Source organism: Rossellomorea oryzaecorticis (assembly GCF_045897515.1).
In the GTDB taxonomy this organism is placed as follows: domain Bacteria; phylum Bacillota; class Bacilli; order Bacillales; family Bacillaceae_B; genus Rossellomorea; species Rossellomorea enclensis.
In genome coordinates, this window is sequence record NZ_JBJOSA010000007.1 from 57,136 (window position 1) to 80,075 (window position 22,940).

Below are 22,940 nucleotides of genomic sequence, written 5' to 3' on the forward strand. Positions count from 1 at the left end.
AAGCAGAACGGGAACCGTCCACACATCACTCAATAAAAACGGTGTTGACCAATGTAAGGCCACCACCGTTTTTTATGGTTCAGCACCTGGAAACTCGATGTCAAATTCAGTGCCCACCCCTTCTTCGCTTTCCACTCTGATCTTTCCCTTAAAGGAATGGATGATTTGGTAGCTGACCATCATCCCGAGGCCCGTCCCTTTTTCCTTTAGGGAATAATAAGGGGAGCCCAGGCGCTGGACTTGTTTCGGATTCATGCCGATTCCCTGGTCCTTGACGGTGAGCCTGATGTGTCCATCGACGGTTTTATGACATGACAGCGACACGGTTCCACCATTCGGCATGGACTCCACAGCATTTTTCAAGAAATTGAGCAGGGATTGGTTCAGCTTTTGGGGATCTGCTCTCATCCAGCAGTCATCCTGAATGTCGGTTTGAAATTCAACCTGCTGATTCACATTGAAGGTTTGAATCAGCGAGGCTGTACGTTTTAACTGTTCACTAACATTGACGGTTCCATAAGTACTGTTTGAAGGTTTGCCTAAAGCGAGAAAGTCGTCGATAATTTCATTTGCCCGGTCTAATTCTTCAATCGACAACTTGATGTATTCTTTTTGGCGATAAGGGAGATCGGGTTCATCAAGGAGTTGAAGAAACCCCCTGCTCACCTGCATAGGATTGCGGATTTCATGGGCAAAAACACCGGTGAGTTCACTGATCACCCTGAATTTCTCCGAGTCCTGGACATCCATCCTAAGCTGTTGGGTCTCACGAATTTTCTCGATCAACACGGTACAGAACCACGTGACGGTAATCGGGGAAGCACGGGGACGGTTCTTGCGCTTCCGAAGCAAGAGAACCGTCCCCGTGCTTACCTTTCTATGTATGTTACTGATTGTCGGATCCCTGATGGCCTGCGGAAACTCCGGGGAAAAAGATGCGAAAGAAGGCGGCGGCAAAAAAGATGCGAAGCTTGCCTTCATCCCTAAACTGACAGGTGTCGGCTTCTTCACATCAGGCGGCCAGGGAGCAAAAGAAATGGCGGATACATTGGGAGTGGAGTTGAAATATGACGGACCTTCAGAAGCATCCGTATCCGGCCAGGTGAAATACATCAATAACTTTGTCAACCAAGGCTATGACGCTTTAATGATTTCCTCTGTATCAGTGGACGGACTAAGCCAGTCACTCAAGCGCGCCAAAGATAAAGGAGTCAAAATTCTCACGTGGGACTCTGATGTAAAACCTGAAGATCGTTCCTTCTATATCAACCAGGGAACGCCGGACCAACTAGCCGAGCTGCTGATTAAAATGACGTCCGATCAGATCGGCGATTCCGGCAAGGTCGCGTTCTTCTACTCCAGCCCGACCGTTACGGATCAGAACCAATGGGTCACAAAAGCTAAAGAAATCATCGCAGACAAATACCCGAACTGTGAAATTGTCACCACCCAATACGGTGAAAACGATGCTCAAAAATCACTGACTGTCGGAGAAAGCATTCTGAAAACATATCCTGATATTGATGCCGTCATCTGCCCGGATGCCACCGCCCTCCCTGCCATGGCCCAGGCAGCAGAAAACCTGGATAAAGCAGGCAATGTCGTTGTAACCGGATTCTCCACACCAAACGTCATGCGCGACTACGTCAAACGCGACACCGTCAAACAATTCGGATTATGGGATGTTAAGAAACAAGGGGCACTTGCTGCATATGTTGCCTACCTCATGACAGTAGAAGGAAAAGACCTTAAAGTCGGAGACGAGTTCGAAGTACCTGAAATCGGCAAGGTAAAGATCGAGCCGAATAGTATTCAAGGGTATGAGTATGAGGCTGAGGACAGCGGGATTATTCTGTTGCCTGAGCATGTTGTGTTTACGAAGGATAATATTGATGAGTATGATTTTTAAATAAGATAATGTAAAGGATTGATAAATTGCCGGAAGGCTTTTGATCAATCCTTTTTTCTGTGAAACGGGGACGGTTCTCACCCTACTTTTACCGCGTAACCATGTTTGCAGGGATGAATATGTTGTGATGAGTTTTTATTAAATGAGAAAAGTAGAGTGGGAACCGTCCCCACCACTGAGGGAGTTTAAGCACACCTTTTCAAGATCTTTGTTACTTAGAGTGGAATTTTTATCGATTTAACTGATACGGTTCACACCGAATAGTATTTCAACAAAGATATGTTATTTTCTTTTGATTTTCCTTTTTAGAAATATTATGACCATATGTCTGTATTCATTAACTTGTAAGACTAAAATATTTTTTGCTTTTTTGTTGACTTAAACTTTGGTTTAAGTCGTATCATATCCTGTCGACAACGAAAGATAAAATTTGGAGGTCTCCAGATGTAATATTGTTCAATAACCGTAACTTCAGCCAAATTCAATATTCCAGAATCAACATTACGTTATTATGAAAAAAAAGGATTACTACCTCTAATGGAGCGTGATGAAGCTGGTAGGCGGTTATTTTCAGAACGCTCAGTATTGGCGAGTTTTCTTTTTATACGCCATTCCTTCTTCAATGCAGTGTATGTTTTGAGGGAACCAAAGATCCGTTACTTCACTTTAGGACAAAAAGTAGGGGATTTATGCTTTTTAATAGACTTAGGAAAAGGTCCTCCTTATTCAAGAAAAGCCCTCGTTAGTTTAAGTACATTTGTTCACAAACTTTAAGTTTTTAAGACCTGCCTGTTTTCTTTCGCTAAGTTACTTTTTGGAGTATAAGTTTAACTGCCGTTACAAATAATACCCCTATAACAAATTAGGGGGTTAATAAAATGGAAGAAGCACCCACAAGTAATAATGCTATGAGCACAAGTAATAATGCTATGAGCACAAGCAATAATGGAATGAGTACATCTAATAAGATAAACCTTCCAGGTCTTGGTGTTGGAGCAATTGTACTAACCACTGTTTATACGGCAATTTTGGCTTCACAGTTAATGGCTACAAAGCATAAAGTCGATTACCTTTATTATAAAGAATTAACACAAAATAAATAGCAAATTATTGACGGTGCTTTTTTCACCGTCTTATATTTATTTAAACCAGAATTTGAACTAACCTGCCCGTTCGTATTATAAGGTTAATCAGAATTCTAGATATTTCTGGTTGACCTTTTTTAATATGGTCTTACTATAACAGTAGCCATGGTAGAACGTCCCTGCCCGTGGGACTTAAATCCCGTCGATTAAACCGTTCACCCCCTACTGGTAGAAACATATTTAAGGCTGGTTGGGACAAAGATCTCGTATAACAAGCGAAGGGCTCGTAGTGATATATAGAAATCAGGACCAGACGACCTGCACACTACCCTCCTAACGAACCGGGGGTCGCCCCTTTTTCCGAGAAAGTGAAAGTGTTCTGGGAGTTATTGGTCGATTTATTTGAATAAATGCACGCGGGGACGGGATTCCGTCCCCTTTTAATGTGCTAGTGGGGCAACCAGTGTGTCCCCCCAACTCTTATATATACAAAACGTATACTATCCTTCTTAAGGTAAATATTAAAGGGGTATCTTAAACAAGTGGCCACCTTCTATATGAGACATTACCTAAAAGAAAGCTGCCGCTGAAGACCAGGTATCAGTAAATCCCTAAGAAAAACACTCTAAAAACTAAGAAAAAGGAGGTCTGTTTCATTGGATAAGTATCAATTGGCTCCACACGAATCTTTGGACCTGCATGAAGCGATCAATTTGAAAACTTTATGTGTAGCAAAGTCAAAATTGATGCAGGGTCTTGTTTTTGACCAGGACCTTAGAGAATTGATGGAAAAAGATGTGCAGCAATCCATGTTAGATCTTGCTGAATTACAGCAGATCTATAAACACGCACCATTTGAAGCCCCGGTTCCACAGAGCCGCCCGACACCAATTATCGATGATAAGGAGGGTAACGTACATTGAATCAAGATTATTTAGATCCCATTAATGCACTGAATATGCCGGAACTCGCTGATATGACATTTGCATTAGATTTTCTCGTTCGTGCAAAAGAAGGTGTTAGAAATACGGCTGTTGCTTTAACGGAAACAACCACACCCGAATTACGAGCAGCACTTCGGAAACAGCTTTTTCAAGGTATCGCGATGCACCAGGAAATTACAGAGCTTATGGTCCAGAAAAAATGGTTCCATCCTCATGACCTGGGTGAACAATATCAATTGGATCAGCTCTCTGCCAAGAATACAAATATGATTGCAAATATGAACTTATTCCCTGTTGACACTAACAGAAAAGGAATGTTTGACCGGACACCGGATGAACAATAACACTGGAGGTAAATCAGCATGAAAGCAGTAACCTACCAAGGCATCAAGAATGTGGAAGTCAAAGAAGTTCCAGATCCAAAGATTGAAAAGCCGGATGACATGATAGTCAAAATCACAAGTACCGCCATTTGCGGCTCGGACCTCCACTTGATCCATGGAATGATCCCGAACATGCAGGAAGACTATATCATCGGACATGAACCGATGGGTATTGTTGAAGAAGTAGGTCCTGAAGTGAGAAATCTCAAAAAAGGCGACCGCGTTATCATCCCGTTCAATATTGCATGCGGGGAATGTATTTATTGTAAAAATCAGCTGGAAAGCCAATGCGATAATTCCAATGACAATGGTGATATGGGAGCCTATTTCGGTTATTCAGGTACTACCGGCGGTTTTGCTGGCGGGCAGGCTGAGTATCTTAGAGTTCCTTATGCCAATTTCACCCACTTTAAAATTCCTGAATCCTGCGAGGAACCGGATGAGAAATTAAGTTGTATTGCCGATGCGATGTCCACCGGCTTTTGGAGCGTTGATAATGCAGGAGTCAAAAACGGAGATACGGTCATTGTCCTTGGCTGCGGTCCAGTTGGCTTGTTCGCCCAGAAATTTGCCTGGATGAAGGGTGCAAAAAGGGTAATAGCTGTAGATTATGTCAAATATCGTTTGGATCATGCCAAACGTACAAACAAAGTGGAAATCGTCAATTTTGAAGACCACGAAAATGTTGGCAGCTATCTTAAGGAAATTACCAAAGGGGGCGCCGATGTCGTCATTGACGCGGTTGGGATGGATGGAAAGATGACCGATATGGAGTTCCTTGCAAGTGGATTAAAGCTCCAAGGTGGTGCCATGAGCGCCCTGGTCATTGCTTCACAGGCAGTACGTAAAGCAGGTACCATCCAGATTACAGGCGTTTATGGCGGCAGATATAATGGATTCCCGCTTGGGGACATCATGCAGCGAAACATCAATATACGCTCAGGACAAGCACCGATGATTCACCTTATGCCACATATGTATGATTTGGTTACATCCGGCAAGATTGACCTTGGTGATGTCGTGACCCATGTGCTGCCACTGAGCGAAGCCAAGCGTGGTTATGAAATTTTCGATACTAAGACAGATAATTGCATTAAAGTCGTGCTGAAACCATAAAAAAGCTGTCTCGCAGGAGTTTAGACTGAACTCCCGTCAAATCAAAGGAGGTTGATGAAATGGATTATGTATTGCATGAAGTCCTGGAGGTCCAGGAACTGGCCTCATTCAAAACTAATTGTTTAACCAAGTCCAAAACCATGAGAGCCCTTGTTGCCGATGAGAAACTCAAAAGAATCATGGAGCAAGACGTACAAACATCTACACGTCAACTGGAGGAATTCTCCGCTATTCTTTCCAAAGCAAAACAATCATGAGGAGTTGAATAAAGATGAACTTTATTGCTGAAAATTTAACAGGCATGAAGGCACTTACAGATCAGGTAGTCGCAACAGACCTTCTGATTGCAGCCAAAAGCGGCGTCCGAAATTATGCGATGGCCATCACTGAAACGGGTTCACCTGAAATAAAAGAAGTGATGACAAAGCATTTGGAAGAAGCCCTGGACCTGCACGAGCAAATCTCGAGTTATATGGTGGAACGGGGCTGGTATCATGCCTTTGATACGAACGAGCAGCTTGATCTCAACCTGCAGAATATCGACACTGCTTTAAAACTGCCGACACTTTAAAAAACCAAGGAGCAGATATGATCTACGATCAACTGTTCCTTGATTTTGGTTAATCTTTACATTACGCAAAACTAGCTTGTCATAAAAAGTGAAACTATTGGCTGTTTGAAGAAAAATCGGGCTGGTTCCTAGCAGTTGTCCTTTACTACTCCATATTGAACTTGTTGTTCGGCTGAATATATCAATAAAAATTTTTACACCTGTAGACTTAAATCTTATCGAAAGGAAGTGACCTCCCTCACTTTTTAAAGTGAAGAAGGTCACTTCCTTTTTCTTTTTATTTGATTGCTTTTGTTTAAAGGGGAGTACAAATGGGAGGTGTAAAAGAGCAAGGGGCGGACTCCCGGCACACTAACGTATTAACGTATCAGGGGTCAGGCCCCGTTTATTTATTACGAAAAGGTAGAAGCAGGAAATTCATCAATTTTCATACGAAGTAAACTATACGGTTTCTGTCGCAGGTCTTTTCCATAATGAAACCTTGCCTGCCGATGTAATTGGTTCACAATGACATATAAGTATTGATCAGGCCCAATTGAAAAAGTATCCGGCCATAAAATTCTCGGATCATGAGCAAGGGTTTCCATTATGCCATTCGGCAATATTTTTCGAATACTGTTGTTTTCATAGTCTCCGGCATAAAGATTTCCTTTTGCCCCGCTGATCATCCCATCAGAAGCACCTTTTTCTCCCCAGTACTCAACCTGGTAACGTAAATCGGTGTCCGGTATCGTTCGGTCTCTTAGAGCTTCTGTTGAGATTGAATACAAATGCCGGCTGGAAAGTGGACAATAAAATAAAACCTTTCCGTCGGGAGAAATCGCTATACCATCAGACGCCAATCTAAATGGAGATGTAGAGCCATCTTTGTTTCGGTTCATCAAAATTTCACCTTCTACTTTCGGTAAAAAATAAGGGTCGGGTGAAGTTGAATTTGCTCCATTTAACCGTCTGAACGCATTTCCACTTTCTAAATCTACAACGATAATAGCCCCTGGTCCTTTGGAAGATGAATCCGTTATATAAGCATAACCTGCTTTTCCAACTCGAAAATCAAATCGGACATCATTCAGATAAGTTGTTGGCAGGACAACATCTTCTGTAAAGGTATAAACTCTTCTTATTGTATTGGTTTTTAAATCCACAGCGACTAATTTTGCCCCTCCTTTAATTGGTTCGGAAAAATTTGGTGCCGCTGTATCTAAAACCCAAAGTGTTCCCCTTCCATCCGCAAATACACTTTGGACACTGATGAAAGACATTGTAATATTACCTTGACTACCCAAATTGGTTTTTAAACTAGGGTAAGGCTCCAAAGTATCTCCAACAATTTCCGCCACTGTGAACTTAACGTCGTCTCCCCATTTCGGAAAGCAAATGAAAATACGACCTGTTTCTGATACACTAACGCCTGTCGGCATAGCCCCATAAAATTCATATACTAGCTCTAACTTACCGAAAAATTTTTCCATAGGTAACATAGGTTTCATGATATCCTCCTCAAAAATTACGCACGGGATATCAAATATATATGATTTAAATTTATTTTAGTGAATTGTTCTTAATTGACTAAAATACATTAAATTTATGTAGATTATCGGGGTCTGTCCCCCGGCACACTAAAGGGTTACCGAAGTGGGGGTCAGACCCCGAAATTCCCTGTATTTTAAAATGTTGCACGTAAATATAGAAAGTGGAATGTATTGGGAAGCAAGAGAACCGTACCCATACTTCTGAAAAAGGACTTTCCACAGTGGTTGGAGAACTTAATAAAAAAAAGGAGCTAGAGGAGGAGTTAGTTTGCTAGAAACATTCCCTATACATATGACTTCATTCAAACAAGACAGACAAATCAGGGTTTATTTACCTAAGGGTTACAATCATGGAAAGAAAAAATATCCTGTTTTATATATGCATGATGGTCAGAATGTTTTTAATGATGAGGATGCTATTGGAGGTACTTCTTTAGAACTTGAAAAGTATCTGGACGAAAGAGGATTAGAAGTTATCGTTGTAGGAATAGACCTGAATACAGAAGACCGCTTGAACGAATACTGCCCTTGGGTAAATGGGGAGTACAGCAGAAAAATTATAGGACAGCTGCAAACATCTGGCGGAAAAGGGAAAGAGTATGTGGAATTTATCGTGAATGAATTAAAGCCATTCATAGACAAAAACTATCGGACAATAAAGGATCATACTGCTATGGCTGGTATCTCTTTAGGCGGGCTTATTTCCGTATACGCAATGTGCCGTTATCCTCATATATTCAGAAATATAGCTGTATTTTCTTCTGCTTTCTTCCGTAACCAGGAGGAAATTGAAAAGCTGATTAAGGAATCTGACCTTTCTTTAGTTGAAACGATTTACCTCGACAGCGGAGATAAGGAATCCGGAAATAAAGAAATGATAAACAAGGAGTTCCTGCATTCAAATAAAGTCATTTATGATCTTTTAAAAGAGAAAGTACCACGAACAGAGTTTGAGATTATTAGTGGTGCTGAGCATAGCTATGCCTTTTTCAGGGAAAGAGCACCTATGATTTTTTCTTTTTTAAACGAGTAAACATTATTTTACTACGGTGAACACGTCCCTTTTAATAATACTTAATGTGAACAAAGGATCATTTTGATGTGTTCACTTTTCAGGCTGAATTTTAAATGAACAAAAAAAGGACCAAAATAATCTGCCCCTATCAATACTAGCAAATTCCTATTAAGTTTTGTCATCGTACTTACTCAGATTATCGGGGTCTGTCCCCCGGCACACTAAAGGGTTACCGAAGTGGGGGGCAGACCCCGAAATCTTAAAAACCCTCTCACATCACTTCAAACAAATGAATGTCTACCAACCCCAAACCAACTCCCCCCAGTAACCCTCTCCCTCCTCAAAAGCCCTTCCTCCTCCATCCACGTCAACCCATCCATCATCACCGCAAACCCCTCTTTATGTAACAAGAACATCCCCCGCTCACAGCAAGCCCGCCAAATCTCACCATAGCTCAAGAATCCCAGCCCATCTTCCCTCACATCCGCTGCCCCCATCAAGTCGATCAACAGCCGATACATCTTCCTGCCTTCTTCTAAAAAAGAATCCTCCGCCTCAACCGCAGCCTTCGTCATAAACATTCCCGTCACTCCCCTTCTTTTTTATAAAAATAAACCACTCCAACCGGGTCAGGGTTGTGTCCCCGCGACCCGCTCCCGACCGAAACCGGGACAATGAACCTGTCCCCTCGTCCCGTGGCTCCACCATCAGACCACAGAAATCTCGCCCAACGCTTCACTTCCCATTCCCACTAAACCGCCCGCACTCCTTCTTAAACCGCAGCTTCACCGTACCGACCGGCCCGTTCCGATTCTTCGCCACCTTCACTTCCACAACATCCCCCGCTTCAGATGCACTGTTGTAGTACTCATCCCGATATAAAAACAACACAATATCCGCATCCTGCTCGATATTCCCGGAGTCACGAAGATCCGACAGCCTCGGTCTCTTGTCATCCCTGGATTCCACACCCCGCGACAGCTGGGACAGCAGGATGATCGGGATCCCGAATTCCTTCGCCATGCTCTTCAGCTGCTTTGTGATATGCCCGATCATCAAATCATGCCGGTCAAACCGCTCCCTCACGTTGATCAGCTGCAAGTAATCAATCACCACCAAAAACGGTTGAGTCGGATACTCCCGCTTAAGATTTAAAATCCTCTGCCTGATTTCCATCAGCGTGATCAATCCGTTATCCGAGAGCTGCAGGTTCGCTTTGTAGACCGAGTTCAACGCTTCCTGCATCCGCGGCATTTCCTCCTTCGATAAGTATTTATACGGGTTATGCCATTTCATCATATTGATATCGGACAGATTCGAGAGCAGCCGCTGCATGATTTGCTTCGAGCTCATCTCGAGGGAAAAGACGAGCGACACCCCCTCTTCCTTCATGGTCTCCCATGCGAGCTGAATCGCAAGCGCCGTCTTCCCCATCGACGGCCGTGCTGCGAGGATGATGAGTTCGCCATCCTTCCAGCCTCCCGTCAGCCCGTTCAACGCAGGGAACCCGGTGTTCACCCCCGGCATCCCCCTCCGCTCCTCATAAAGAGATTCATAGAGTTCCATGAGGATACTCTCCTTCGTCTCCTCATCATGACTCCGTTCGCTATGCATCTCGATGAGCACCTTGTACAGATCCTGTGCAGATTCCGGGGTGTAATCATTCAAAAAATGGCTGGCCGAATTCCGAATCAAACTCAAGTCATAGTATTTCATCACGATCTTCTCGTAATAGCCGAGATTCGCAACCGACGGACAATAAGCCGCGAGCTCCAGAAGATAGGTGACGCCCCCTACATTCTCGGTTTGATCCTGCAGCTCTTCCACAAGCGTCACCGGGTTGATCTCGACATTCTTCTTCTGCAGCTCCTTCATCGCCCCGAACACGATCCGGTTCCTCGACTGGGTGAAGTGCTTCGTCTCTAGGCTGAGCTGGTGGATCCTGTCCTCTTCCAGCAGCACAGCCCCGAGGATCATACTCTCTGCTTCATGCAGCAGCCGTAAGACCGCTTCATCGCTCCCAAGGTTTCTTCGGTCCGCTCCCTCGCTCAATGTGTTCAATCCGTTCCACCCCCTCCTTCTCCCACTCCCCCAGCATGTCAAGCACCGTCGTTTCCGTCTCGGGGCTCACATAAAGCTGGGAGACACCCGGAATATATTTATGCTGTTTGATATGGTCGTCCAGCCGTCTTTTCACCTCTCGATACTCACATTCCCTAAGCATTCCGAACCACAAATTCATCGTTGTTTGCGGCAGCTTCTTTGCCGGATACGCCAGATGCAGCAGATTCATAAGCTCCTTGAACTCATTCATCGTCATAATCGTTCAAACTCTCTTCCAGCCGGTCAAGCATGGCATCCAGCTCGGCCATCCTCTTTTCCGGCGACTCCCGTCTCTCCAAGGCTTTCAGCAAATACTTCGGACTGTGAATCGTGCCGTTCGGCTCATACACCTTGATTTTCTCAAACTGCTCATCCATGAACGCCTTCAGCTCGTCCACCGGCATCTCATGCAGGCTGATCTTCTCAAGCGCCATCTGATCGACCGGTGACAGCGAAAAGCTTCCTCCCCTCCTCACCAGGAAGTGCTCGGTGATGAGCGCCAATCTATCTGCCATAGTATTCGTTAGGGTGGTGAGTGTTTTTTTCTTTTCGTTCTCTACGTTCTTTACATTCTTATTTCTGTTACCGTTTCTGTCCCGATTGTCCTCCGTTGCTGATTCACATCGCGAGGGCAAAATGTTGCCGGCATCCCCTTCGTGCCGGTTAGTATCAGTCATATCCTCTTCATTCAATGTAATATCCACAATCTGCGGATCCCTTACAGGGTCCCTTGCCTCCCTCACCGTAAACAGATACCCGCTCCTGAACTTCTCTGCCGTAAACAGTCCTTCCTTCTCCAGCCGCTTGATCGACCTCTGAACCTTTGACGAACTAAACCTCTCCTTCTTCTTCCCGTTATAAAACATAAGCTTGTCCTGAAGCTCACCAATCGACTGCACATACTGCCCCTTCTTCAATACCCGGTCACCCACCACGACACCATCCTTCACCACCGCATGATTCAAAATCCACAAATAAATCCGCACATCCTCCGGGTGACAGAACACCCTCGACTCCAAAATACTTCTCTCAAACTTCGTCCACCCAATCAATGCCATTCCAAATCACTCCCTTATCCTATTCACCTCCTATATATTGATTTAGTTTTGAAAAGGCTACCCTTGATTGAAAAATATTTATATTTCTTTCTCAAATGATTTAATTCGAGATCAATTGTCGTTACCTGCTTGCATTACATTGACCAAAATGGCCAATTGCAAAGTCACCCTGAACCCACAACAAAAAGAGCAACCCCGGCACACTTTGCCAAGATTGCTCTTTATTATTTATGGATATATTCATCAGGAATTGTCCCGATATACCCCTTCCACATTTATGCAAAAGGAAGCAAGAGAACCGTCCCTGTGCTTCCCAGCGATGAGTTTCGGATATATAATAAACTATGTTCAATTAGAACAAAACACACCTCATTTGATAGTGTGTTTTTTGTTTGCCTTTTTCACATCAACGGATAAACAAGAACAACGTGTTCAAGATAATGAATGCAACCGTTGAAAAGATTAAGTAGGTAACCCCTTTGTTGTATAGATTGAATTTCTGCTGACAAATCTTCGAATTGATATAGGTTTGAGATAAGTAATCATTTTGAAGCTGTTCCTGTGTTTGTGCGTCAATAGCATCTTTGAAGTCACCAAATGACTTTCCTTGAATGCTTCCGAAAAATAGGTTCGAGTTCGTTGTCAGTTGGGCTTGCTGGTAGACGGATGGGTCAATCGAACCCTTAATACCCCGAAACAGGTATGTCACGCTCACAACTATTAGGATTACAAAGATAACGAGTACGATGGTCGTTAACTCAATGTGACGCATTTCCCAATGATTCTCGATATCCTTGATTTTTATGAGCTTCTCTATCAATTTGGTTAAAGAGCCCGTAATAATGCTACTGGAGAAGAATCCTCCAAGTAAAATGCCGGCAAACGCTAACGAAAAAGAAATCTTGGTGTCACAATTGGCTATCCAGAAATTAATGCGTTCAAGCGTCTTGATTGATTCTTCTTTTCGTTCCGCATGAGATAATGTGGATGGTGTATTTAGGTTGTTTTGAGCTCCTTCTTCACCTGGAGGGGGCTCTGGTGTATTGGAATGGTCTGACATTGGTAAGTCCTCCTTCTACGCAGATATGGGCTACTTCTTTTATAAGCCTTTCCGATCAAGAATACAAGAGAAAACAAATATGGAAAAGATATGTATTTCCTTAGCGATATCTTTTCCAAAGATTTATAATAAGAATACTCGCCCATAGAAAGTGGTGTCCAAGTATGCCTAGTATCAGCAAGGAGAAATACAATGAACTTGAAACACGAATTAAACGCATCTTTACAACCGAAATGGAAATCACCGATTTCACCGGAGATACCGTTCCTTCCACACAGGAGTTACCGGATAAGAATCGTGGTCTGATTATTACAAACTGCACTATCTTGTTCGTAGACATCCGAAGCTCTACAAAACTATCGGACAAATCCCAAGCGAAGAATATGGCGAAAATTTACCGTGCCTTTGCCAGATCCATGTCCATGTGCGTATACGAAAGTGGTGGACGAGTTCGTCAAATCGCCGGAGACCGAGTGATGGGCGTATTCGTGGATGATGCAGAAGAAAACTCTGTCCATAAAGCCATGGTTGCTGCACAAGCCATCTTGACGGTGGTCGAGTATCTCTTCAATCCATTATGCCGAAAAAACGTCAGCAATAAGGAAATCGAATGTGGCATCGGACTGGATACTGGACGAGTCCTAACTACGTCAATTGGTATGAAACATCAGGGAGAAGACTCCCGAGATTTGGTGTGGGCAGGAAAGACCGCTAATGTAGCAAGCAAACACACCGATTTAGCAGAAGCCAAAGAAATCTTTGTGACCAAACGCTTTTATGACAAACTGACGCAACCATTCAAAACAGATTCGGAAGGTAATTCTATTTGGAAAAAAGGATATCGGGTAAAAGGAGACAGTATCTTTGAAGGGTATGGGGCCCATGCATTTTACCTAAACGAGTTAGTAGAAGAGATGGGGGGGGAACCGGAAGAGAAACGGGCCACCGCTTCTTCTGATGTCTCTATAGAATCGGAAGGTATTGATACCTCTCAAATCGTTACAAATATTGTCCATGGTGTCGAATCAAAGGTCGACGGATTGTTAAGTAATTTTGAACAGGTCGTTCTCCGTGAAGTATCCGTTACCGCTAAAGAGAACCAAGCAGAGCAAAAGCAACAAGAACTGCATAGACGGGAACAAGTGGTGAAGAAAAAGGAAGATGATTTGAAAAAGAAAGAACAGGACATTGAGAAAGTACTTGCATATAAGAAAAAGGAGCTCATCTACGACGTTCGAATGACCAGTTTAAGAGACAGAACCAACAATATGAAGCTCCAGGATTTCTTAATTGAACTAAAAGAAGTCCAAAATCTAGGAGCAGAAATCGGAAAGAAACCGGGAACTGTCCATAATGACTTATATGTATGGCAAATCGTGACATATCTGCATCGAAATAATGAATCCGAATTAGCGTTTCGAATTCTTGTAGAACAATTGTTAGAAGATTTACCTTATGCCTCCATCCCATTAGAATCAAACTCGGTGACGATTATCAAGAAAGTGGGACGAGAGAAGGAATACCTGCAAGCTGTTCTTCATCACATCCAACACCATAACCCGTCCGTTCAAGACGTACTTCGTCTGCGCAATGTCCTCAAGGAATTGGGAATGGAAAAGGAAATTGTGCATTACCCAGGTCTGTTCATCGAATAATTCAAAAGAGAGGGGAATCTGTTATGCGAGGGAATTATCAAAAGTTTAAATTTGAAAATAGCTTGAGCCGGATCGATGACATCTTGTCCAGCACAGCTAATTACGAGGAATCAGATGACATCCCGAAAAAGGATGATTTGACATACAAAAGTGGCAAATACGTTCAATGTGCGTCCCTATTTATCGACTTGCGGGGGTCAACGGACTTAATCAAAACTCAAGGCAGGAAATCAAAGACCTTAGCACGCATCTACCGGGCATATATTAGTGAAATCGTTGCCATCGTCAATAGTTTTCAAACCTGCAAGGAAATTAATATTGTGGGAGATTGTGTGTCTGCGATGTTTGCAGGAAAAGAAGAAACCAGTGGACCAGCAGTAATTGAAGCCCTCCAATCCGCTTCGATGTGTAATGGCATGATGAAAGTCCTAAATGTAAAGTTCCAGAAGAAATGGGATGGTTTCCAAGAGTTGAAAGCAGGGATTGGTGTAGCTCTCGGAAGAGCTTTGGTTATTAAAGCCGGGTTCAGCGGAAGTGGCATTAGTGATTTGATTTACATGGGGGATGTGGTGAATAGAGCCTCCAAAATGTGTGGACTCGCTTACAAAGACTTCACCGCTCCAATATGTGTGACGGAAGCCGTCTATATGAGTGCCGATAGTTTCATCGCCAACTCCGAAAAACAGCAGACTTTCCAGGACTTTCTTACATTAAGGAACCATTCAAAGCACGGGGATGTATATACTGGTAATTTCTATAGATTAGAATTAACAGATTGGGCTGAAAAAAATAAATAGGGAATTAGAATGAAGTTCACATGAGTGAGCTTCTTTTTTGGCTTTTTTATTGACAATAGTATTCTCTGCAAGGGGTATTTTATGCTTAATACGTAAAATAACTGGATAAAAGCCTGCAATTTTTAAGATTCAGTCTTTCCTTTATTAAAGATTCTTTTTTCTAACTCTACAGTAGTAATAAATAGGGAAGCACAGGGACGGTTCTTATGCTTCCTGTCCCATATACGTTTAAGGCGTTAGTTCTTATTGGAATAGATTTTCTTTTCGCTAATCATGCTGTCGCAATACCTTTTTAAGCACTATTTGGCCTAAACTTCTGGCAGGCAAACAAATTCTAGACTAGCAAAAAAATTTATTTTGTGTGAGCGATATTTCCCTTCCACATTTATTTAAAAGGAAGCAAGAGAACTGTCCCCATGCATCCTTGCTCCCCCCGGCGCTCCATTCTAAAATTAACAACCTCAAAAACAAGTTCCATTTATTACTATTAATGGTGTATATTTATAGATGATTAAATTACAGTAACGGATGAAAAATGGAAAATCAAACAGATAAGGCACATGATTTAACATCTTTTTACATGAAAGTTTTAATTAATAAATGCAAATTTAATCAAACGACATTGAGATATTTGCTTCAAATTTTTTATCCAAATGAACACAGGGAGAATAAAATGGATCAACTTATATCATTAATCATATTTTCTTTACCCGGTTTAATCACTTATTTCTGGCTACAATTATTTGGAATTAATCCAGTAGTAAAACATACTCCTACTGAAATGGTTGGTTTAACAGCTTTACTATGGGCACCCACCACTTTTTTTACCGTTATCATTTATGATTTATTGTTCATGCTAATTAGTTTTATATTAAATTTGTGGAAGGTAGACTTATCATTCTTGAGTTTAACAGTTATTGTAAATCTGGACGATCTGAATAATCTCTCTAACAATCTTATCTTTCTATTTTATTATTTAATTCTTAGTTCAGTATTTAGTTTCTTTACTGCGCTAATATGGGCAAAGTATCTTTATCGGGAAGTATTAAATATTATTAATAAAGTTCGCATTAATAGAAAGATAATAAAACTTGCAGAAGACCCTACGGTTTGGGAAAGCTTCTTTTATAGGTTAGAGGAACAAAAGGAAGATCAGCTGGTTGTTGAAATTTATAAACTAGATAAACCACAAGATAGAATCTGTGGGCCAGTTATTAGAATGTCCCGTCCTTTTGAAACTGAGAAGTCATTAATTATCGATTCTTCAAAAGGCTGGGGTGAATCACACGAATATTTCAATTACGAAATAAAGAAATCCTACATAGATACAAAGTCTGGTCTAATTATTAATGAATTAAACGTTAAAAAACCTAAACCTAAGATTATTACTTAGGTTTAGGTGGCGTTGGAGCTTGATATGATGGTCTCTCTCCAGATCTGATATTCCTTCCGGGTGCTATCCCAACAGGTCTAGGAGAAGATACATTTATTGTTCTTTTTTGGCTAGTACTATTATTATTAGATCTATTACTTTTCATATTACGCCCCTTTTTAAAAACAATATTTTAAATCTCCTAAAATTCTCCTAAAATTTTTTTGTCTCAAAATCCTTAATGTTATCTTTAATTATATCAAAAAACTATCTTACTGTTAATTATTAACAACTTAAAATAGCTAAATTTTGAGTTAAATTTGATGATGCCCATACTACGACATCCCCATAGTGTTATATAATCATCTGCTTTAATAAGAGTTTCCTGCAAAGCGTTTCCTCCCTTTAAATCAAATTACTTTAGGTAAACACTTATACTGAACTATCTCTACTAGAAATTTCTTCATTAATCAGATATACAATATAATCTATTTTACTGTTATACTCATTAGTCTTATTAATAAAAGGAATTCCCTCTTTAAAGATTACTAGACCAAATCCGAGAGATAATGAAAGACTAAGTATGATGAAAGCAAAATTAGAATCATTAAATAATTTTTCTAATGCAGGTAAAAGTAAAGCAAAAACTGATATAAAAATAGCAAAAGCTGAAAAATTATTTCCAATTTCTTTCTTTTGACAATTAATAAAAGCTTTAACTTTATTTAGCTCTCCAATGGAATTAACGTTAACTAATAAATTGCATGCTTCTGTATCAGTTTTTGCATTAATTAATCTTTCGGTTAATTTTTTTATACTTTCCTGTAAAACAAAACTGTCAATCTTAAAGTGCATATCTTTCTCCTTTACAATTTCTCTTCAATTACTTTCCAGTTTTCTGCAGCTGATGTAAAAACATAGTTAAAATTATCTCTATCATCAATCCATTTACCATTTAACATATTCATATAGAAATGAATTCTTGGGGTATTTGATCCCTTGCATTTGCCCATTTTTTAAATTGTTCAGGATTAAGGACCACTATTATTTCCAATTATAACCTATACATTTTTATCCTTCACCTTTTAAAAAAGAGGCTTGTGATAAATCCAAGCCCCTTCCATCAAATGTTATTGGTAAAAAAGTAATTCCTTAATAAGTTTAAAAGCCTGCGCTGGTTGCTTTTGTAAAGTATTTAACGAAACCGTATTCAACAATTCATCATTCTGCAAAACTTCAATCTGCTTTTTCACTGAATTAAATAACACCTCAACATGCCCAATCTGATAAGCCTGAACCTTCCTAGCCCGATCAATAGAAATATCATCTAAACTAGTAGATACTTTACTAGATAACCGACGCAGCATCCGCCACAACTTAATCTCCTCACCAGACTTCATAAACAACTCCGGAAGCTCCTCAGCCTGCTCAAGCAAAGCCATCGTCGTCAACATATGAGACTGAACCCCATATCCAACCGGACGAATCCCACGCTTCAGCTTCCGCCAGCTCTCAACTTCAAACCTCACTCGAGACCCTAGGATCCTTACATCCTGGACACGTCCATAAAACTCAATCCCATTAGCAACTCCAGTCTCAGCACTAACCTCACTAGTCACATACAACGCCACATACTCAGAACTCTGCCACCCTTTCCGAAGCACAGCAGAATCCAACTCAAAATAACCAAGTATCTTATAATCCCGATACATCCTAGCATCATTCACCGTACCAACCAACACCTTCTCATCAAGCGATGATTCCCAATGAGTCCATGCTCCAGTCGGCAAGACACCTTCTTCTTGTAGATCCTCAGGATTACTCTCAACAAGCCAGTCTACTAACCGCTCAACCAGCACGGTTGAATTTGGCAGAAACGGCAGCCCGCCAATATTCACTTCATCAATACTCTTATAAAAAGGATGCTCTAAATAAGCCTGCTCTTCATTCCACGGAAACAATACATATGCGCCAAAGGAATATCGCTCATAGCTGTCACGCTGATCATGCTTCTTCACCAACGCATCCCGGTACCGGTGCATCGTATTAATATCCTCCTCAAGTGGACCGACCTTTTCAGCAGTACCTGTCCCAAACCCGAAATCAATCCGATACTTCGCATCAAACACATAATGATATCGGTTATGCGAATGCTTCTTCTCGACTTCAAGCATAATATCAGGCTTCTGCGTCACCGTAGGCAGCTTCCCTTCTCTCTTCTGAAAAGAAAGAACAATCCGCTCGCCCGTCTGAGGATGAGTAAATATCTGCTTTGCATTTGATGTCTGATCCAGATCAACAAACAAAGCCCCGTGACGGATTGCCACAACATCCTGGTACTCCGATACATAGTTCTTCCGCAGGATCTGTCCCATCTTCAAATACGTCCAATACTCATAAAGAGTGGCCACATCCTTCACAGACATCTTAAATAGCTCGCCTTCTAACGCCAGCCCTCTCGTAACCACCAAATAAATCTTATAAGCATCCCGATACCCGATCTTCCGCTGAATCACCATGCTCGTCACTGTTCGATCAATGGAGCTGATACTCTTCCAAAACGGCTTATTCATAAAAGCCTTTAACTTCTTCTGCATGGACATGATGTTACCCAACAGTTCTTCATCAACTGGACGCTCATATCTGCCAGACTGACTGGCAACCTTCTTAGCTAAATCCGCTAACTTGTGTGTTAGCCGCTCCATCATCCACTTTACAAACCGATTCTCCAGCGTATCGTAGGTAATGGTTTTGCGGGCGTTTAAGCCTTTCACTGGAAACACAGGCTTATCATGCAGTACCATTCCATTTTCCGTTTCTATAAATAAACGAGGATTGCGGCGTAAGTGCTTTCTCCCCTTGCTATCCAGCTTTTTGATCCGCTCACCTCTTACCATCTGATGCTCCGTCAGCAGCTGATGATGGGGCTGCTCCTCAATGCGCTGAATCGATTTGATAAAGCTCTCGAAATAAAACTCGATCAACCGGTAAAACTCCGTTAAAGAAGGATTCTCTGACAAATGATTCGAAGCCCCTAGAAACGTCTTCTTAATAAAGTGAAAGGCCAGATTATAGACCTCATCATTCACCTCTTCAAGCAGCTTACGGTAATCATCCTTATAACTTAATTTCGTTGGGAAAATTTCAAGTGTAACATCAATTAACGTCTTCCCCTTATGCTTCACCTGAAAGCTCGTGAATCCGACTTCATTCATGAACTGCAAGTTCCCCATCAGAATCGGATTCTTCCCTCTCCCAACAGGTTCAACAGCATTCCGCAAACCTGGATGCTCATGATAAAATGTTAGTGCTTTATCATTCTTCGGGGAAATCACAATCTGATAAGTTCCATTCTCAAAGAAAATAGGAGAATAAGAATGTCCCTCTTCGACTTCAAGCGAATCCGTCTCCACATCATAAAGTTCAACTGAACCTATGTTCTCCCCGCTCACCTTAAACCTCATAACCTCTTTCTCAATCACAGAGTGCTTTCGATACTGTGATAGATTCTCAAAGCGGGCATTATATGGCATCCCCTTGATATAAAGCGACAAATCCTCCGTTTCAATGTACAAAAGCTCTTTCGTCTCCGCTCCACTCATCCTTAACTACCCCAGAAAGAAGTGAAGCCGTCATGCATAATCTTCGGTATCATATTCGACAGCTTTCTAGCTGATTTCGAGAAACGAGCATATTTCTCAATCGACTCGACATCTTCATCCGTCCACTCATGATTCGTACAGAATCTGTACAACTTCTTCAGTGCATCTTCCGTTTTAAGATCATTCCCAGTTAACCGCGGAAGCACCTTCTGAAGCAGCTGATAATCAAACGCCTCATCAAATGACATCAATTGCCCCTCATCGTTATAAATCATATAAAAACAAACCTCGTCCCGAACACGGTAACCAAAATGAGCCTTTATCGGTTCTAAAATTGAATTCACTTCAACTAGCAAACTAGTAACCTTTTTAACCAAATCTTCATGATCAAAATAAGCATCCTTTAAATTTAGAAACCTTCCAGCCACCTGCTCATTCGAAACAGACAATGGTTCAGCAACAGAATCTTTACTCAAAAAACCAAAGTGATCCAAAACCACCTCATTGTATTCAATCGTATTGGCGCGGTCTAAAACCTTCGGACTAAACGGATGAGTCGTTTCATCCATATTAACCGTCCCAATGATAAATAGATTGTCCCTCATCAGCAATCGGCCAACTTCCATCTCCTCCACCACAGGAGCAGAAACCAACTCTCCATCCTTACGGTCACGACTTTCCATCACACTCAGCAAATCACTGAAGTAGTATTCCACTCTAGCTAGATTCATCTCATCTAACAGAACAAAATACGGCTTATTTCGATTCTCCAGTTTATTCGCCTCTATTAATATCTTTGTAAATGGACCTGCTTGGAATTCGCCTTTTATGTCACGGTAGCCAATAAGATCTGATCCATCGCTCCAATCTGGACGGACAGGGATTAACGCGCATTGTCCGTTATCTGCGGTTGCTCCTAGACTTTCAGCAAAGAGTTGGACGATTTTAGTTTTACCAGTTCCGGAGATGCCGGAAAGGATAACAAAAGGCTTAGTCTTTAGAGAAAGGCATAAGTTATTAATATCTCTCCGTTCATAATAAAATCCTTTAGCTGAAATATAAGCATGGATATGATCAACCAGTTCGCTGTCATTTCTAAACTCGACTGCGGCTTCCTCAACTTCAGGTAAACCATCCTCTGTAATATCTTGAGATTTAGAATGACCTATGAATCTCTCATAATAGAAAATCATGCTCTCTAAATCTTCAACCAGCTCTCTTTCAGAGGGCATTTCGTCTTTACGATATTCAATGTAAGCAGCAGTTGATAGAGCATACCCCTTTGCTTTACTTGACTCTCCTAGATATAAATCATTATCCTTCTTAACCGAAGCCCTCATTTCTATATGATCACGTATCTCTTGCTTACGCTTCAACATCTCTTCTTTTGTGGTTTCTGTTACTCCCTGGGCTAACGTTAAATAAAGTCTACTCATATCTTCACTGAACAAATAAACGATATAATATCCTCTTTGTGTAGAAGTTGTAATTTCTTTATTCATAATCGCAATCCAAGGAACAGATGCCCAGTTCCCTTGACCCACAGAGCCCGTAACAACATATTGATCATTCAAACAAGGCAGCTTTTGAAATTCTTTAGGGACCTCATTTCTTACATAAGAGCCAAGCTGATTCCCTCCAAAAGGTTGAGCCTTGGCTGAAACATAATTATTCATAATATATAATAGTTTTTCACGTATCGACGTATTCACAGTAGGGTGCTCCTTTAGTGTATTGACCTGAATATTTGGAGTGTACTCTTCATCAATCAAATCTACATATTGAAGCCATTTGAGAAGATTCGTAGTTCTTTCTTTCGCAACACTATCCACCATTAGATTTTCCCCAAGTGAATTCCTTACGATTAGTTTCCCTAGCTCAATTAAGGCTCTCTTTTTCTCATTTGGTGTATGATTTTCTAATAAATCCAATGTTTCAAGTGCGATTCTAAAATACTGTTTATGTAAAATTTGTTCCCTTAATAGTTCAATTTTATTAGAAGATTTTATGTATTTGTTAATGAGTTCCTCGTTTTGATGTTGATTCTTATCTAGGAAACCTAGCAACCTCAAGTCCTGGCGCGCTCTTGATTTGATTCGATATTCATTACCTTCTAGTTGTTCACTTAATCTTTCAGGATGGTAAGTACCCTCAATGATTTCCTCTAAAAAGGTCTTTACCTTGTGGATCTGCTCATTTGGCAAATCCTCTGTTTTGAACTCTATTAACGAAATCGCTGTCTTTTGTCCATTTTCTACTACCTTTACAAAAGGAAGCTTCGCGAAAAAAGACATAATAAATGAAGTTCTCCCCCGTGTTCGAACAAAGTCCTCTTTAGAAGCCACCCGCTTAGAAGAAAATTCTTGCCAAGCTTGTTGTATAAACTCATAGGAAATTAACTCAAGTGAAGTCGTCTTTTCTCCACGCCGGAACTTCTCCAATGATGACTCTGTCTCTACATAAATACCTTTTCCATCTGTTCTTCTAATGTAATTATTTTTGTTCAGTGATAAGGTTTGTACCACTTCAATTCTTTCAGCTAATGCTTTTAAGATTTCTATGATCATACATGTCTCCTAAACATCGTTTTCTTTAGTTTAGCAAATTATTTCCAAATAAAATAGCCTTCCTGCAGTAAGCAAAGAAGACTTCAATATTATTATTCTAAATTCCAATTAAAATGACGTAATGATGTAGATGTAAACCCTTTTGCTAAACGGGGCTAACTTGTCATTCGA

21 protein-coding genes and 1 pseudogene are annotated in these 22,940 nt (G+C 41.2%); 12 read left to right on the plus strand and 10 right to left on the minus strand.

Translation table 11 applies throughout. The features are described from left to right. Positions 1-72 precede the first annotated feature (72 nt). A complete protein-coding gene (locus ACKA06_RS10495; protein WP_411159577.1) occupies positions 73-852 on the minus strand; it encodes an ATP-binding protein in 780 nt (259 codons plus the stop codon). 31 nt (positions 853-883) lie between these two features. On the opposite strand from ACKA06_RS10495, the gene lsrB reads away from it, so the two are divergent. The 8 genes and pseudogenes from lsrB to ACKA06_RS10535 all read left to right on the plus strand — a co-directional run bounded on the left by lsrB (position 884) and on the right by ACKA06_RS10535 (position 6,008). Further along, positions 884-1,909: an autoinducer 2 ABC transporter substrate-binding protein LsrB gene (lsrB, locus tag ACKA06_RS10500; protein ID WP_411159662.1), complete on the plus strand. Its 1,026-nt coding sequence runs from the start codon at positions 884-886 to the stop codon at positions 1,907-1,909. A 459-nt stretch (positions 1,910-2,368) separates the two neighbouring features. Continuing rightward, positions 2,369-2,482, plus strand: a pseudogene (locus tag ACKA06_RS10505) (MerR family DNA-binding transcriptional regulator); the annotation flags it as partial. A 305-nt stretch (positions 2,483-2,787) separates the two neighbouring features. Then, positions 2,788-3,012, plus strand: a complete 225-nt coding sequence (locus ACKA06_RS10510) for a hypothetical protein (RefSeq protein WP_032085978.1) — start codon at positions 2,788-2,790, stop codon at positions 3,010-3,012. Between the two features lie 638 nt (positions 3,013-3,650). Beyond that, positions 3,651-3,917: a spore gernimation protein GerQ gene (locus ACKA06_RS10515; RefSeq protein ID WP_148970834.1), complete on the plus strand. Its 267-nt coding sequence runs from the start codon at positions 3,651-3,653 to the stop codon at positions 3,915-3,917. Further along, positions 3,914-4,282, plus strand: a complete 369-nt coding sequence (locus ACKA06_RS10520) for a spore coat protein (protein WP_175990349.1) — start codon at positions 3,914-3,916, stop codon at positions 4,280-4,282. Before ACKA06_RS10515 ends, ACKA06_RS10520 begins: the two co-directional genes overlap by 4 nt. An 18-nt stretch (positions 4,283-4,300) precedes the next feature. Beyond that, entirely contained in the window at positions 4,301-5,437 is a 1,137-nt protein-coding gene (locus ACKA06_RS10525) for a zinc-dependent alcohol dehydrogenase (RefSeq protein ID WP_175990348.1), read from the plus strand. Between the two features lie 59 nt (positions 5,438-5,496). Beyond that, positions 5,497-5,694, plus strand: a complete 198-nt coding sequence (locus ACKA06_RS10530; RefSeq protein ID WP_175990347.1) for a hypothetical protein — start codon at positions 5,497-5,499, stop codon at positions 5,692-5,694. Between the two features lie 14 nt (positions 5,695-5,708). Further along, positions 5,709-6,008, plus strand: a complete 300-nt coding sequence (locus tag ACKA06_RS10535) for a spore coat protein (protein ID WP_175990346.1) — start codon at positions 5,709-5,711, stop codon at positions 6,006-6,008. 392 nt (positions 6,009-6,400) lie between these two features. Here ACKA06_RS10535 and ACKA06_RS10540 read toward each other — a convergent pair whose 3' ends face one another. After that, positions 6,401-7,498 (minus strand): L-dopachrome tautomerase-related protein, encoded by a 1,098-nt coding sequence (locus ACKA06_RS10540; protein WP_214873352.1) that lies wholly within the window; start codon positions 7,496-7,498, stop codon positions 6,401-6,403. Between the two features lie 310 nt (positions 7,499-7,808). Between ACKA06_RS10540 and ACKA06_RS10545 the strand changes: the two genes are divergently transcribed. Further along, complete coding sequence (locus ACKA06_RS10545) at positions 7,809-8,573, plus strand: alpha/beta hydrolase (RefSeq protein ID WP_411159578.1); 765 nt, start codon at positions 7,809-7,811, stop codon at positions 8,571-8,573. Positions 8,574-8,836: 263 nt separating this feature from the next. Here the strand turns inward: ACKA06_RS10545 and ACKA06_RS10550 are convergent, their stop codons facing one another. The 5 genes from ACKA06_RS10550 to ACKA06_RS10570 form a co-directional block, all read right to left on the minus strand. Then, positions 8,837-9,136 carry a hypothetical protein gene (locus ACKA06_RS10550; RefSeq protein WP_411159579.1) on the minus strand — a complete coding sequence of 100 codons (300 nt, stop codon included), beginning with the start codon at positions 9,134-9,136 and terminating at the stop codon, positions 8,837-8,839. Between the two features lie 154 nt (positions 9,137-9,290). Then, positions 9,291-10,616 (minus strand): replicative DNA helicase, encoded by a 1,326-nt coding sequence (locus tag ACKA06_RS10555; protein ID WP_411159580.1) that lies wholly within the window; start codon positions 10,614-10,616, stop codon positions 9,291-9,293. Beyond that, positions 10,567-10,875 carry a hypothetical protein gene (locus ACKA06_RS10560; protein WP_411159581.1) on the minus strand — a complete coding sequence of 103 codons (309 nt, stop codon included), beginning with the start codon at positions 10,873-10,875 and terminating at the stop codon, positions 10,567-10,569. Before ACKA06_RS10560 ends, ACKA06_RS10555 begins: the two co-directional genes overlap by 50 nt. Further along, positions 10,862-11,716: a hypothetical protein gene (locus tag ACKA06_RS10565; protein ID WP_411159582.1), complete on the minus strand. Its 855-nt coding sequence runs from the start codon at positions 11,714-11,716 to the stop codon at positions 10,862-10,864. Before ACKA06_RS10565 ends, ACKA06_RS10560 begins: the two co-directional genes overlap by 14 nt. 406 nt (positions 11,717-12,122) lie before the next feature. Next, complete coding sequence (locus ACKA06_RS10570) at positions 12,123-12,776, minus strand: Pycsar system effector family protein (protein WP_411159583.1); 654 nt, start codon at positions 12,774-12,776, stop codon at positions 12,123-12,125. Between the two features lie 164 nt (positions 12,777-12,940). Between ACKA06_RS10570 and ACKA06_RS10575 the strand changes: the two genes are divergently transcribed. The 3 genes from ACKA06_RS10575 (at position 12,941) to ACKA06_RS10585 (ending at position 16,621) form a co-directional block, all read left to right on the plus strand. Continuing rightward, on the plus strand, positions 12,941-14,431 hold the full coding sequence (locus ACKA06_RS10575) for an adenylate/guanylate cyclase domain-containing protein (protein ID WP_411159584.1): 1,491 nt from the start codon (positions 12,941-12,943) through the stop codon (positions 14,429-14,431). Between the two features lie 23 nt (positions 14,432-14,454). Next, positions 14,455-15,228: an adenylate/guanylate cyclase domain-containing protein gene (locus ACKA06_RS10580; RefSeq protein ID WP_411159585.1), complete on the plus strand. Its 774-nt coding sequence runs from the start codon at positions 14,455-14,457 to the stop codon at positions 15,226-15,228. Positions 15,229-15,763: 535 nt separating this feature from the next. Beyond that, positions 15,764-16,621 (plus strand): hypothetical protein, encoded by an 858-nt coding sequence (locus ACKA06_RS10585; RefSeq protein ID WP_411159586.1) that lies wholly within the window; start codon positions 15,764-15,766, stop codon positions 16,619-16,621. Between the two features lie 411 nt (positions 16,622-17,032). On the opposite strand, the gene ACKA06_RS10590 is transcribed toward ACKA06_RS10585, so the two are convergent. The 3 genes from ACKA06_RS10590 to ACKA06_RS10600 form a co-directional block, all read right to left on the minus strand. Beyond that, entirely contained in the window at positions 17,033-17,455 is a 423-nt protein-coding gene (locus tag ACKA06_RS10590; protein WP_411159587.1) for a hypothetical protein, read from the minus strand. A 275-nt stretch (positions 17,456-17,730) separates the two neighbouring features. Beyond that, positions 17,731-20,202, minus strand: a complete 2,472-nt coding sequence (locus ACKA06_RS10595; protein ID WP_411159588.1) for a DUF2357 domain-containing protein — start codon at positions 20,200-20,202, stop codon at positions 17,731-17,733. A 2-nt stretch (positions 20,203-20,204) separates the two neighbouring features. Beyond that, positions 20,205-22,769 carry an MrcB family domain-containing protein gene (locus ACKA06_RS10600; protein WP_411159589.1) on the minus strand — a complete coding sequence of 855 codons (2,565 nt, stop codon included), beginning with the start codon at positions 22,767-22,769 and terminating at the stop codon, positions 20,205-20,207. Between the last annotated feature and the right edge of the window lie 171 nt (positions 22,770-22,940).